A 12658-nucleotide genomic window follows, 5' to 3' on the forward strand; every position below is an offset into this window, starting at 1 on the left:
CACTGACTCGCTTCCGGCCCCCCGCCATCAGCCCCCCTATGCGTAGCTACCGGCCTCGGCTGCGCCGGCTTCCTCCCTGCGAGATCACGCGCTCCCGGACCACCTCGACCACGGTCGTCTCGGGGTCGATCAGTCCGGCGCCACAACTCAGTACCCGTGCCTGTCCGCCGCCGAGCCGGAGCATCACATTACGGTGCTCCGCGATCTCCTCGGCCGCCGTCGAACCCTTCATCGCCAGCATCCGGCCACCGACCGCCGCGAGCGGCAGGCACCAACCGGCGAGCCGGTCGAGCGGCGCGACCGCGCGGGCGGTGACGATGTCGGCGGGTGCCAGGCGACCCACCAGCTCCTCGGCGCGGCCCCGGACCACCGTGACCCCGGTCAGGTCCAGCTGGTCGACGACCTCGTCCAGGAACGCGGTACGACGCGCGAGCGGCTCCACCAGGGTCACCTGCAGATCCGGTCGGGCCACAGCTAGGACGATACCGGGCAATCCAGCCCCAGAACCGACATCCACGACAGACGCGCCTAACGGGATCAGCTCGGCCACGACGGCACAGTTGAGCAGGTGCCGGTCCCAGATCCTCGGCGCCTCCCGGGGCCCGATCAGCCCCCGGACGACGCCCTCGGTCGCGAGCAGTTCCGCGTACGCGATCGCGGCGTCGAGCTGGTCGCCGAACACCTTGCGCGCGGCGGCCGGCGGCGGGCCGGGCACGGGGTCGCCCGCCGGGTCGGATTCCGGTCGCGGCGAGGTGGTCGCCGAACCCGGGTCGCCCGCCGACGGAGCGCCGGTGGCCGGCACGGAGCCGGCCGAAGCCTCCCGGCCCGACGACGAACCCGGAACGGCCCCGGCACCGGACGACTGCCCAGAGCCGGACAGTGCCTCAGTGCCGGACAGTGACCCGGAACCCGGGGCGGCCCCGGTGCCGGAGTCCGGCACCGAACCCGACAGGTCCGCAGAGTCGGACAACGCCCCGGAACCCGGGAAGTTCTCGGAACCCGACGAGGAAGCGGTCACTCCGGCAGCACGACGACGCGACGGGCCGGCTCGGCGCCCTCGGACTCGCTGCGGACCCCGTCCATGGCCGTGATCACGTCGTGCACGCACTTGCGCTCGAACGCGCTCATCGGCTCCAGCGTCACGGCCTCGCCGTCCTTCAGGACCCGCTCGCCGGCGGTCTTGGCGAGCGCGCCGAGCTCCTTGCGCCGGCCGTCGCGGAAGCCGCCGACGTCGACGAGGAGACGGCTCGGGTGGCCGGTCTGCGCGTACACCGCGAGGCGGGCCAGCTCCTGGAGCGCCTCCAGGGTCGCGCCGCGCGGGCCGACCAGCCCGTCGAGGTCCTCGCCGACGATCTCGACCAGCGGACGGCCGTTCTGGACGACCTCGTCGATGTCGCCGTCGTAGTCGAGGATGTCGAGCAGACCCTCCAGGTAGTCGGCGGCGATCTCGCTCTCCCGGAACAGGGTCTCCGCGTCAGCCTGAGCCCGAACCGGCTTCTCGGCCACCACGACGTCGTCGGTCTCGGCCTGCGGGGTGCTCGTGTCGGTCACTGTTGTTCTCTCCTAGCTCCGGCGTCGAGGCGCCAATGGTCTTGGGGCGCCTAGCGCCGGGCGCCGCGCTTCTTCTGGTTGGCGGGCTTCACACCGGGCTTCGGAGCCTCGACGGTCAGCTTGGCGGCGGCGTCCACGTCCTTGGACTTCTCGCCGATCTTGACCGCGGCGGGCGGCGGCGGGTACTTCTTCAGCACCCAGAACTGCTGGCCCAGCGAGAACAGGTTCGTGGTGACCCAGTAGATGATGACGCCGATGGGGAAGAGGTAACCCGAGATCAACAGCGTGAACGGGATGCCGTACAGCATCAGGCGCTGGATCATCTTCTGCTGCGGGTCCTCGGACCAACCGGTCTTGAGGATCATCTGACGGCTCGTCAGGAACGTCGTCGCCATCATCATCAGGATCAGGATCCCGGCGACGATCTTGATGTTCAGCGGGCTGGTGCCCATGTCGGTGAGGAAGCCGCCCTGGTCGGGGAACTTCGCCGCGATGGGAGCGCCGAACAGCTTGGCGTGCGAGGCCTTGTCGAACTGGTCGGCCGTCCACGTGTACAGCGTGGGGTTGTGCTTGCCGTCGGGCACCAGGCGGCGCAGGACGTGCAGCAGGCCCAGGAAGACCGGCATCTGGAGCACGAGGGGGAGGCAGCCCATGAGCGGGTTGGCCTTCTCCTTGCGGTAGAGCTCCATCATCTCGCGCTGGAGCGTCTCCTTGTCGCCCTTGTGCTTGAGCTGAAGCTCCTTCACCTTGGGCTGGATGGCCTGCATCGCCCGCTGTGACCGGATCTGCTTCACGAACAGCGGGAACAGGATGATCCGGACCGTGATCACGAGGAAGACGATCGCGAGGACCCAGGACCAGTTCGTGCCGAGGACGACCTTGTCAGGGACGATCATGTCCCAGAGTTCGTGCCAGCGCAGAAGTAGCCACGAAATGGCAATGTAGATCCAGTCGAGACTCACGTCGCGGCTCCAGTCACGTCGCCTGGGTGGCGGTTCGCCGGGGGTACCGGGTCATAACCGCCGGGGTGGAATGGTTGGCAGCGCAGCAGCCGCCGGAGCGTCAGCCAGGCCCCTCGAAGAGCACCGTGCGTGGCCAACGCCTCTAGAGCGTAGGCGCTACAGGACGGGTGGAACCGACAGCGCGCCGGCAGCGCCGGACTCACCCATCGACGGTACGCGACGATAGGAAACGAGAGCACACGGGCCACGGGTGTCACCGCTCACCGCCGCGGTGCCGCCGGGCCCGGGCCGCGGCGAGAGCTTCGTCGAGGTCGGAACCCAGTTGGGCGTACGAACGGTCCGCCGCCGCCGGCAACGCGCGCACCACGACCGCGTCGTCCGGGCCGAGGAGCCCGAGCCGGTCGCGCATCAGGTGCCGAAGCCGACGTTTGACCCGGTTTCGCACGACCGCGTTGCCGACCGCCTTGGACACGACAAAGCCCGCCCGGGGAGTGTGTCCCTCCGGGCGGGTTGTCGACTGCTCGGTGGCGGTGCCGGCCAGGTGCACCACGAGGGCGCCCCGGCTCGCACGTCGGCCGCCGCGGACGGTCATGCTGAAGTCGATGCGGCGGCGCAGCCTCGAAGCGGCAGGCAGCACGTTCAACGGCTCCGTATGACCGGGCCTGTGCGGCTTAGGCCGACAGAGTGACGCGACCCTTGGCGCGACGCGCCGAGAGGATGGCGCGGCCCGCGCGGGTCCGCATGCGAAGCCGGAACCCGTGGGTCTTCGCGCGCCGGCGGTTGTTCGGCTGGAAGGTGCGCTTGCTCACGTCACGGTCTCCGTACTCTCAGGTGGTACTCATAAGTCTTCGTGGTGGTCCACGTACGCGGACACGCCGCGTCGTCCACCCTAGCAAAGGGTCGCGGCGGCGACCCTTCAGGGTAGACCTACGCCGCCGTGCCGTCCGACACACGAAGCCCGGACACGCCGCGACGGCCGTGACTATCATGCCTGAGTCCTGCGGGGTTGAGGACCTGTGGAAAACTCGCCACAGCACGCAATCAACCAGGGGGAGGCGCGGCGGTGACCGACAATCCGGTCGACCTCGCGAAGGTTTGGACGTCGGCGACCGAAGAGCTCTCCGACGGACTGATCTCGCCCCAGCAGCGTGCCTACCTCCGGATGACCCGGCTGCGGGCACTCGTGGAGGACACGGCGCTGATCTCCGTGCCGGACACGTTCACCCGCGACGCGATCGAGACGAAGCTGCGTCCGGCGATCACCGACGCGCTGTCGCGCAGGCTGGGCCGGCCGATCCAGGTCGCCGTGACCGTCCGGCCCCCGGACCCGGTCACCACCGACGCGCCGGCTCCGGCACCGCAGCTCGCGCAGCCCCAGCTCGCCCAGCCGCACCCGGCCCCGCCTCAGGTCGAGCGCGACCGGACCCCGACTGCCGCCCAGCCCGGCGTGCTGCCGTTCGAGGCCCAGCCCGAGCAGCCCCCGGCCCGGCCGCGCCGGTCCCGCCGGACGGCGGAGCACCCGCCGGCCGAGCCGCAGCAGCAGTCGACCCAGACGTTCACCCTGCCGGGACTGTCGAACCCGACCGAGTACGACCAGGTGATCGCGAACCACGCGACCGCCGACGCGCTGGAGGCCGAGCGCAAGGGCGGCACGTCCGCGTACGCCGAGGTCGCGGCGCCCAGGCCCTCCCAGGCGCCGTCGCACGGCAGCGGGGGCAGCGCCCAGGCCGCCGTGGCCCGCGCGAGCGACCCGGCACGCGGCGAGCAGCCGCATCCGGCCGACTACGTCCGGCGGGGCTCGGCCGGCCGGGACGCCAAGGCGGACAGCGGGCTGGCCCGGCTGAACCCGAAGTACATGTTCGAGACGTTCGTGATCGGCTCGTCCAACCGGTTCGCGCACGCGGCGTCGGTGGCGGTGTCGGAGTCACCGGCGAAGGCGTACAACCCGCTGTTCATCTACGGGCACTCCGGGCTGGGCAAGACGCACCTCCTGCACGCCATCGGGCACTACGCGACGACGCTGGGCAACGCCCGCAGCGTCCGGTACGTGTCGACGGAGGAGTTCACCAACGACTTCATCAACTCGCTGCGGGACGACAAGACGAGTGCGTTCCAGCGCCGGTACCGCGACGTGGACATCCTCCTGATCGACGACATCCAGTTCCTGGAGAACCGGGAACGGACCCAGGAGGAGTTCTTCCACACCTTCAACACGCTGCACAACGCGAACAAGCAGATCGTGATCAGCTCCGACCGGTCCCCCCGGCAGCTGGCGACCCTGGAGGACCGGCTGCGGACCCGCTTCGAGTGGGGCCTGCTCGCCGACATCCAGCCGCCGGACCTGGAGACCCGGATCGCGATCCTGCAGAAGAAGGCCGCGCAGGAGCGGCTGTTCGCGCCGCCGGAGGTGCTGGAGTTCATCGCCTCCCAGATCTCCTCGTCGATCCGCGAGCTGGAGGGTGCCCTGATCCGGGTCACCGCGTTCGCGAGCCTGAACCGCACGTCGGTGGAGCTGTCGCTGGCCCAGGAGGTCCTGCGGGACCTGATCCCGGTCGGCGAGGCCGCGGAGCTCACGGCGGACCAGATCATGCAGGAGACCGCCGAGTACTTCGGGGTCACGATGGAGGACCTCCGGGGCCACTCGCGCTCCCGGCTCCTGGTCGGCGCCCGCCAGGTCGCCATGTACCTGTGCCGCGAGCTGACGGACCTCTCCCTGCCCCGGATCGGGGCCGCGTTCGGCGGGCGGGACCACACCACGGTCATGCACGCGGACCGCAAGATCCGTCAGCAGATGGCCGAGCGGCGTTCGCTTTACAACCAGATCGCCGAGCTGACCAACCGGATCAAGCTCCAGGCTCCCTGATGTCCCCGGCACTCCGCGGGGCATCGAACTCCGCGACTCCATCCATGATCACCTATCTAGTCGCGTTCGCGCCTCCACAGCCTGTGGATAACTCTGTGGATATACCTGTGGACGACCTGTGGATAACGTCCTGTTCCTGTGGACAACGGCCCAAGATCTGTGGATATCCCTGTGGACGGGGTTATCCACAGTTTGTGCAAAACCCTGTGGATATCCTGTGGATAACTAGGCTCTGCCTGTGGACAGGATGTGGACAACTTTGGGCCTGTGGAAAACTAGGGCAGTTACCCACAGCTGCGTCCACAGGTTGTCCACAGGGTATCGACGGTGTTCACCTGCGGAAACGACGGTTATCCACAGTATCCACAGGACCGATTACTACGACTGTTAGTTCTTAGAAAGAAAGAAAAGATCAATAACAGGCTGGGGAAACCTGTGGAGAAGCGTTCTCCTCGACACCGCAGCCAAGTAATCTACAAAGCTCGATGAAGGGGGCAGCATGAAGTTCCGGGTGGAGCGAGACGCGTTCGCCGACGCGGTGGCGTGGACGGCCAAGAGCCTGCCGAACCGACCGCCGGTGCCGGTGCTCGCCGGAGTGCTGCTGCGGGTCGCGGACGGGCACCTGACGGTCTCGGGCTTCGACTACGAGGTGTCGAGCCAGGTGCGGGTCCTGGTGAACGCGGAGTCCGACGGCGTGACGCTGGTGTCTGGTCGGCTACTCGCGGAGATCACCAAGTCGCTGCCGAACAAGCCGGTCGACCTCGCCGCCGTGGGTTCGCACCTGGAGCTCACGTGCGGCAGCGCGCGCTTCACTCTGCCGACGATGCCCGTCGAGGACTACCCCACGCTCCCTGAGATGCCCCCTACGGCCGGTCAGATCGACGCTGCGGCCTTCGCAGCCGCTGTCGCACAGGTCGCCATAGCCGCGGGCCGTGACGACACCCTGCCGATGATGACGGGCGTCCGGCTCGAGTTCGAGGGCGAGACGCTCACGATGCTCACCACCGACCGGTTCCGGCTGGCGCTGCGCGAGCTCACCTGGAACCCGGGCGAGCCCGGCGCGAGCTTCCAGGCGCTGGTGCCGGCCCGCACGCTCGCGGACACCGCCAAGACCCTCGGCCCGCTCGGCGGCAACGTCACGATCGCGCTGGCGGCCGACGGCGTCGGCGAGGGCATGATCGGCTTCGCGGGCGAGGGCCGCCGGGCCACCAGCCGGCTGCTCGACGGGGACTACCCGAAGCTGCGCTCGCTGTTCCCGGACTCGTACAACGCGCAGGCCCGGGTCAAGGCCTCCTCGCTCGTCGAGGTCGTCAAGCGTGTCGCCCTGGTCGCCGAGCGGTCCACCCCCGTGCGGCTCAGCTTCAGCGAGGACGGCCTGGTCGTCGAGGCCGGCGGCACGGAGGACGCGCGGGCCAGCGAGGCGCTGGACTGCGAGTACACCGGCGAGCCGATGACGATCGCGTTCAACCACCAGTTCCTGCTCGACGGCCTGTCGGTGCTCGACGCGCCGATGGCGGTGCTGTCGTTCACCAACGCGATGAAGCCGGCCGTGCTGTCGGCGGGCACCGAGGACTCGAACGGCGACGCCGACGCCAAGGCCGCGTACCGGTACCTGCTGATGCCGATCCGCCTGAACAGCTGATCATGCTCCGGGCGCGGGGCACGGTCCCGCGCCCGGGTCACGCGCCGCCCGGGCCGCGTCGCGCACCGGGCGGCCGATCAGCCGGGCCGGGCACCTCTCCCGTGGGGCCACGCTAGGCTCTGCGTAGACCACGCGAAAAGGGGCGGACATGCAGCTCGGGCTCGTCGGACTCGGGAAAATGGGCGGCAACATGCGCGAGCGGTTGCGCCGCGCGGGGCACGAGGTGGTCGGCTACGACCGCAACCCGGAGGTCTCCGACGTCGCGAGCCTGGCCGAGCTGGTCGAGAAGCTGGCCGCCCCCCGTGCCGTCTGGGTGATGGTCCCGGCCGGCGCCCCGACCCACGACACGGTCGTCGAGCTGGGTGAACTCCTCGGCGAGGGCGACATCGTCATCGACGGCGGCAACTCCCGCTTCACCGACGACGAGGCGAACGCGGCGTACCTGGCCCCCAAGGGCGTCGGGTACGTGGACGCGGGGGTCTCCGGTGGCGTCTGGGGCCTGCAGAACGGCTACGCGCTGATGGTCGGCGGGGCCGACGCGGACGTGGCCCGGCTGATGCCGATCTTCGAATCGCTCAAGCCCGAGGGCGAGTACGGGTTCGTGCACGCCGGCAAGGTGGGCGCCGGCCACTACGCGAAGATGGTGCACAACGGCATCGAGTACGGGCTGATGCACGCCTACGCCGAGGGCTACGAGCTGCTGGAGGCCAGCGAGCACGTGACCAACGTGCCGGAGGTCTTCAAGTCCTGGAAAGAGGGCACGGTCGTCCGGTCCTGGCTGCTGGACCTGCTGGTCAACGCCCTCGAAGAGGACCCGCAGCTGGCCGGGATCAAGGGCTACGCGGCGGACTCCGGCGAGGGCCGCTGGACGGTCGAGGAGGCCATCCGGCTCGGCGTCCCGCTGCACGTGATCACCGCGTCGCTGTTCGCCCGGTTCGCCTCCCGCCAGGACGACTCGCCGGCGATGAAGGCCGTCGCCGCGCTGCGCAACCAGTTCGGCGGCCACGCCGTCAAGACGAACTAGCCGTGTACGCCCGCCACCTCGAGCTCGTCGACTTCCGCAGCTACGAGAAGCTGTCGATCGAGCTCGAGGCCGGGCCGAGCGTCTTCGTCGGCCCCAACGGCCAGGGCAAGACCAACCTGCTCGAGGCGCTCGGCTATGTCGCCACCCTCGGCAGCCACCGGGTCGCCACGGACGCGCCGCTGGTCCGGGCCGGGTCCGACCGGGCCGTGGTGCGCACCGCGATCGTGCACGACGGCCGGGAGCTCCTGGTCGAGCTGGAGATCGTCCCGGGCAAGGCCAACCGGGCCAGGCTGAACCGCGCGCCGGCCAGCAGACCGCGCGACATCCTCGGCGCCCTGCGGATGGTGCTCTTCGCCCCGGAGGACCTTTCGCTGGTACGGGGGGACCCGGGTGAGCGCCGGGGTTTCCTCGACGAGCTCCTGGTGGCCCGCCAGCCCCGGTACGCGGGGGTGCGCGCCGACTACGACCGGGTCGTCAAGCAGCGCAACGCGTTGCTCCGCACGGCGTACCTGTCGCGGAAGACCGGGGCCGGCTCGCGGGACCTGTCCACCCTGGACGTGTGGGACAACCATCTCGCCCAGCACGGGGCGGAGCTGCTCGCCGGCCGGTTGGAGCTGGTCACGGCGTTGCGCCAGCCCGTCGAGGACGCCTACAACGCGGTGAGCCAGGGCAAGGGCACCGCGCTCATCGAGTACCAGTCGAGTCTGGGTGAGGATCTTCCGGGTTCCGACCGGGGGCTCCTGACGGCCCGGCTGCTCGACGCGCTCGCACAGGCCCGGGGCCAGGAGATCGAGCGCGGCGTGACCCTGGTCGGCCCGCACCGCGACGAACTGCGACTCCAACTCGGCGACCTGCCCGTGAAGGGCTACGCGAGCCACGGCGAGTGCTGGTCCTACGCCCTCGGCATGCGCCTGGCGAGCTTCGAACTGCTCCGCTCGGAGGGCATCGAGCCGGTGCTGGCCCTGGACGACGTGTTCGCCGAGCTGGACACCTCCCGGCGGGACCGGCTGGCCGAGCTGGTCGCCAGCGCCGGCCAGACCCTCGTGACCTGCGCGGTCGCCGGGGACGTCCCGCCGGCGCTCCAGGGGGCGCGCTACGACGTGGCCGGCGGGGAGGTGCGCCGTGTGCTGTGACCAGCCCTCGCCGCGCGCGTGGCGCGACATCGCGGACGTCGAGGTGCGTCGTGCCCGCTGACGAGACGGCCCGGCCCGACCGCCGGCATCCGGTGACCCCGGGCCAGCCCGCCGCCGCGCCACCACCGGCCGCGAAGCCGGCCGGCGAGCCGCTCCGGGGCCCCGACCTGGCCCGGGCGGCCCTGGAGGCGGCCCAGAAACGCACGGCGGAGCGGCGCGCGACCCGCAAGCCGCCGGGCGCGCTGGAACGCCGCAAGCGCGGCTACAGCGGCCCGGGCCCCGACCCCCGCGACCCGCAGCTGATCGGCGCGCTCCTCGGCAAACTGATCAAGGACCGGGGCTGGCAGAAGCCGAACGCCGAGGCCAAGGTCTTCGGCTCCTGGGAGAAGGTCGTCGGCCCGGACATCGCGGCGCACTGCCGGCCGGTCAAGCTCGACGACGGCGAACTGACCGTCGAGGCGGAGTCCACGGCGTGGGCCACCCAGCTCCGGCTGATGACGGCCCGGCTGCTCGCCCAGATCGCCAAGGAGATCGGGCACAACGTCGTCAAGCGGCTGAACATCCACGGGCCGAGCACCGGCCGGGGCTACCAGGGCCCGCGCTGGGTACGGGACCGGCCGGGGCCGCGCGACCAGTACGAGTGACGCCGGCTTGACACCGGCCACATCCTGGACGCTATGAGCATCATCGGCATCCTCGTGCTGTTCGTGATCCTGTTCGCCGTCGTCGCGGCGCTCGGGGCGGTGGTCGCGGCCCTCGTCGCGGCCTCGAAGAAGTCCTCCGGCGGTCAGCCGGGCGGCTACCGGCAGTCCCCGGGCTACCCGAACACGCTCTACCCGCAGCACGGCTCCGCGCCGCACGGCGACCCGAACCAGAACCAGGCCGCCGTGCCGTACTACGACCCGGCCGTGGGGTACAACCCCGGTGGTCCCCAGGTGGACTACACCGCCCAGCCGGCGGACGTCGGTTCGTGGCAGGAACGTCCCGCGCAGGACGTCGGCTCCTGGCAGGAGCGCCCCGCGCAGGATGTCGGCTCGTGGTCCGACTCGGGGTCGTCGTCCAGCTCGTCGGACTCGGGTTCGTCCTCGTCGTCGGACTCCGGATCGTCCTCCTCGTCGGATTCCTCGTCCTCGTCGTCCAGCTCGTCGAGCGAATGACCCCAGCTCGTCGAGTGACTGACGGCGCGCTCTGGGTTACGCGTACAAAATCGGATTTAGGGTTCTTAAATAACTAAAAACCCTCAGTGGGAGTGTCGCGGGTGTCATTATCGGCCCCTGGGCAGACTCCGACCCGAGCAACCTGGTCCGCGTGGGGGGATGCCAACCTGGGTCAGTTCCGGGCCCTACGGCGACTTGAGGGCGTCTGGTGCATGTTCTGTCGGTGGGGCGCAGTAGGATTACTGCGAAGCAGCCGATCAGATCCGCGCGTACGGGCGTCGGGGGTGCCCAGCGCCCTGACTTGACGCCGTGCCCGTGCCGACCTGCCGCCCCCGACCGGGGCGGAGAAAGCGACCAAGGGTGGCAGCGCCGAAGCAACAGCAGGACGACTACAGCGCCAGTTCACTGACCGTTCTGGAGGGCCTGGAGGCTGTCCGGAAGCGGCCGGGCATGTACATCGGCTCTACCGGTGAGCGGGGCCTGCATCACTTGGTGTGGGAGGTCGTCAACAACTCCGTTGACGAGGCCCTCGCCGGCTATTGCGACACCATCGTCGTCTCCCTGCTGCCCAACGGCGGCGTCCGGGTGGTCGACAACGGGCGCGGTTTCCCCGTCGATCTGCACCCGAAGCTGAAGAAGTCGGGCGTCGAGGTCGCACTGACGATCCTGCACGCGGGTGGCAAGTTCGACGGCAAGGCGTATGCGGTGTCCGGCGGTCTTCACGGCGTCGGCATCTCGGTGGTGAACGCCCTGTCCACCACCGTCGACGTGACGGTGAAGAAGTCCGGCTTTTTCTGGTACCAGTCGTTCCGCGACTCCAAGCCGGTCGCCGACCTGACCAAGGGCGACCCGACCCACGAGACCGGCAGCACCGTCGAGTTCGTGGCCGATCCGAAGATCTTCGAGACCACGGTCTACAGCTTCGAGACGATCTACCGCCGGCTCCAAGAGATGGCCTTCCTGAACAAGGGCCTGACGATCGTGCTGCGCGACGACCGAGTGGAGGGCGACGAGGAACCGCACGAGGTCGTCTTCTGCTACAAGAACGGCATCTCCGACTTCGTCCGGCACCTCAACGCCAGCAAGAGCCCGATCCACAAGTCGGTGGTTGAGTTCGAGGCCGAGGCCGAGGGCATGTCGCTCGAGGTGGCGATGCAGTGGAACGAATCGTACGGCGAGAGCGTGTACACGTTCGCCAACGCGATCAACACCCACGAGGGTGGTACGCACGAGGAGGGCTTCCGGGCCGCGCTGACGACGATCGTCAACAAGTACGGCGCCGAGAAGAAGTTCCTCAAGAGCGACGAGAAGCTCTCCGGCGAGGACATCCGCGAGGGCCTCGCCGCGATCATCTCGGTGAAGCTGGCCAACCCGCAGTTCGAGGGCCAGACGAAGACGAAGCTCGGCAACACCGAGGTGAAGAGCTTCGTGCAGAAGGCCTGCAACGAGTGGATGGTCGACTGGTTCGAGCGGAACCCGACCGAGGCCAAGACCATCATCGTGAAGGCCTCGCAGGCCGCCCGGGCCCGGATCGCGGCCCAGCAGGCCCGCAAGCTCGCCCGGCGCAAGAGCCTGCTGGAGTCCGGCTCGATGCCGGGCAAGCTCGCCGACTGCCAGTCGACCGACCCTCGGCTGTCGGAGATCTTCATCGTCGAGGGCGACTCGGCCGGTGGCTCCGCCAAGCAGGGCCGCGACCCGAAGATCCAGGCGATCCTGCCGATCCGAGGGAAGATCCTCAACGTCGAGAAGGCGCGGATCGACCGGGCGCTGAAGAACAACGAGGTCCAGGCGCTGGTCACGGCCCTGGGCACCGGTATCCACGACGAGTTCGACGCCGAGAAGCTGCGGTACCACAAGATCGTGCTCATGGCCGACGCCGACGTCGACGGCCAGCACATCAACACGCTGCTGCTGACCCTGCTGTTCCGTTTCATGCGGCCGCTGGTCGAGCTGGGCCACGTCTACCTCGCGCAGCCGCCGTTGTACAAGATCCGGTGGAACAAGAAGGGCGACGACATCCAGTACGCGTTCTCCGACCGCGAGCGCGACGCGCTGATCCGGGAGCGCCAGGTGTCCAAGCCCAACGCGAAGCCCGACGAGATCCAGCGCAACAAGGGTCTGGGCGAGATGAACCACCACGAGTTGTGGGACACCACGATGAACCCGGCGACGCGCACGTTCCTGAAGGTCACTCTGGACGACGCCGCAACCGCCGACGAGCTGTTCAGCGTCTTGATGGGTGAGGACGTGGAGTCGCGCCGGAACTTCATCCAGCGCAACGCCAAGGATGTCCGGTTCCTCGACATCTGATCGCTCTGTCGACTAA

The 12658-nt window shown here is 69.3% G+C and carries 13 protein-coding genes; 7 read left to right on the forward strand and 6 right to left on the reverse strand.

Features of this window, described 5'->3' with window-relative positions; all coding sequences use genetic code 11:
- Positions 1 to 46: 46 nt before the first annotated feature.
- The 6 genes from rsmG to rpmH all read right to left on the reverse strand — a co-directional run bounded on the left by rsmG (position 47) and on the right by rpmH (position 3322).
- Entirely contained in the window at positions 47 to 715 is a 669-nt protein-coding gene (rsmG, locus tag AB0M43_RS29945; protein WP_363729311.1) for a 16S rRNA (guanine(527)-N(7))-methyltransferase RsmG, read from the reverse strand.
- A gap of 299 nt (positions 716 to 1014) precedes the next feature.
- Entirely contained in the window at positions 1015 to 1551 is a 537-nt protein-coding gene (locus AB0M43_RS29950; protein WP_363729130.1) for a R3H domain-containing nucleic acid-binding protein, read from the reverse strand.
- A 50-nt stretch (positions 1552 to 1601) separates the two neighbouring features.
- A complete protein-coding gene (yidC, locus tag AB0M43_RS29955; protein WP_363729131.1) occupies positions 1602 to 2513 on the reverse strand; it encodes a membrane protein insertase YidC in 912 nt (303 codons plus the stop codon).
- Positions 2510 to 2752 (reverse strand): membrane protein insertion efficiency factor YidD, encoded by a 243-nt coding sequence (gene yidD, locus AB0M43_RS29960; RefSeq protein ID WP_363729132.1) that lies wholly within the window; start codon positions 2750 to 2752, stop codon positions 2510 to 2512. The genes yidC and yidD overlap by 4 nt, the downstream gene beginning before the upstream one ends.
- 14 nt (positions 2753 to 2766) lie before the next feature.
- Complete coding sequence (gene rnpA, locus AB0M43_RS29965; RefSeq protein ID WP_363729133.1) at positions 2767 to 3150, reverse strand: ribonuclease P protein component; 384 nt, start codon at positions 3148 to 3150, stop codon at positions 2767 to 2769.
- 34 nt (positions 3151 to 3184) lie between these two features.
- Positions 3185 to 3322 carry a 50S ribosomal protein L34 gene (rpmH, locus tag AB0M43_RS29970; RefSeq protein ID WP_363729134.1) on the reverse strand — a complete coding sequence of 46 codons (138 nt, stop codon included), beginning with the start codon at positions 3320 to 3322 and terminating at the stop codon, positions 3185 to 3187.
- 254 nt (positions 3323 to 3576) lie between these two features.
- Here rpmH and dnaA point away from each other — a divergent pair, with 254 nt between their 5' ends.
- From dnaA to gyrB, 7 genes are all read left to right on the forward strand, one after another.
- Entirely contained in the window at positions 3577 to 5376 is a 1800-nt protein-coding gene (dnaA, locus tag AB0M43_RS29975) for a chromosomal replication initiator protein DnaA (protein WP_363729135.1), read from the forward strand.
- A 499-nt stretch (positions 5377 to 5875) separates the two neighbouring features.
- Positions 5876 to 7018 (forward strand): DNA polymerase III subunit beta, encoded by a 1143-nt coding sequence (dnaN, locus tag AB0M43_RS29980; protein ID WP_363729136.1) that lies wholly within the window; start codon positions 5876 to 5878, stop codon positions 7016 to 7018.
- Between the two features lie 148 nt (positions 7019 to 7166).
- Positions 7167 to 8042, forward strand: coding sequence for a phosphogluconate dehydrogenase (NAD(+)-dependent, decarboxylating) (gene gnd, locus AB0M43_RS29985; RefSeq protein WP_363729137.1), 876 nt, complete (start codon positions 7167 to 7169; stop codon positions 8040 to 8042).
- A 2-nt stretch (positions 8043 to 8044) separates the two neighbouring features.
- Positions 8045 to 9175, forward strand: a complete 1131-nt coding sequence (gene recF / locus AB0M43_RS29990; protein WP_363729138.1) for a DNA replication/repair protein RecF — start codon at positions 8045 to 8047, stop codon at positions 9173 to 9175.
- Between the two features lie 167 nt (positions 9176 to 9342).
- Positions 9343 to 9819 carry a DciA family protein gene (locus tag AB0M43_RS29995; protein WP_363729312.1) on the forward strand — a complete coding sequence of 159 codons (477 nt, stop codon included), beginning with the start codon at positions 9343 to 9345 and terminating at the stop codon, positions 9817 to 9819.
- A 33-nt stretch (positions 9820 to 9852) separates the two neighbouring features.
- Positions 9853 to 10332: a hypothetical protein gene (locus AB0M43_RS30000; RefSeq protein WP_363729139.1), complete on the forward strand. Its 480-nt coding sequence runs from the start codon at positions 9853 to 9855 to the stop codon at positions 10330 to 10332.
- A gap of 360 nt (positions 10333 to 10692) precedes the next feature.
- Positions 10693 to 12642 carry a DNA topoisomerase (ATP-hydrolyzing) subunit B gene (gyrB, locus tag AB0M43_RS30005; protein WP_363729140.1) on the forward strand — a complete coding sequence of 650 codons (1950 nt, stop codon included), beginning with the start codon at positions 10693 to 10695 and terminating at the stop codon, positions 12640 to 12642.
- Positions 12643 to 12658 lie beyond the last annotated feature (16 nt).

The sequence above is a fragment of the Longispora sp. NPDC051575 genome (genome assembly GCF_040681875.1).
Classification (GTDB): domain Bacteria; phylum Actinomycetota; class Actinomycetes; order Mycobacteriales; family Micromonosporaceae; genus Longispora.